The sequence below is a fragment of the Colwellia ponticola genome (assembly GCF_005885605.1).
Taxonomy (GTDB): Bacteria; Pseudomonadota; Gammaproteobacteria; order Enterobacterales; family Alteromonadaceae; genus Colwellia; species Colwellia ponticola.
Window position 1 is genome coordinate 1 of record NZ_SZVP01000170.1, and the last position, 430, is coordinate 430.

Genomic DNA, 430 nt, shown 5'->3' on the forward strand with positions numbered 1-430 from the left:
TGAAGACATCCAACGTTTTACCGTTGCGGCCCTACAACGCGAAATGGGCCGTGAAACAGCCGTCGGCAACGGTCCAGACCAGATCCCGACACAGGGGCTTAACCCGGATGATGTGCAGCTGACGTTCGTGGTTGCCGCCGGTTACCCGGGTGGTGCCGGGATTGTCGAGCACGTGCGCATGAGCCTCACGGAGCTGGCCATCAGAAACCTGAGTGGTCGTCCCAGCGGCGAGTTCACCCTCACCCATCGCCAGGGCACCCCCTTACCGGCGTGGCTGACACCGGCCTACGTTATCGCCCTGGTTGAGCGAGTGGATATCGGCCAGCATTACCCCCATTACCTCAAGGACCAGTTGCTCAGCGATACGGCCAAGGCCCGCGCCCAGGAAACGCTGTTCGCTGAACACCTGTCGGTACAACTGCCGCTATTG

General features: G+C 61.4%; 1 protein-coding gene. It reads left to right on the top strand.

Going from position 1 to position 430, the window contains the following annotated elements; all coding sequences use genetic code 11:
- The coding region (locus FCS21_RS16880) for a dermonecrotic toxin domain-containing protein (RefSeq protein ID WP_171035749.1) at nt 1–430 on the top strand (430 nt) is incomplete at both ends.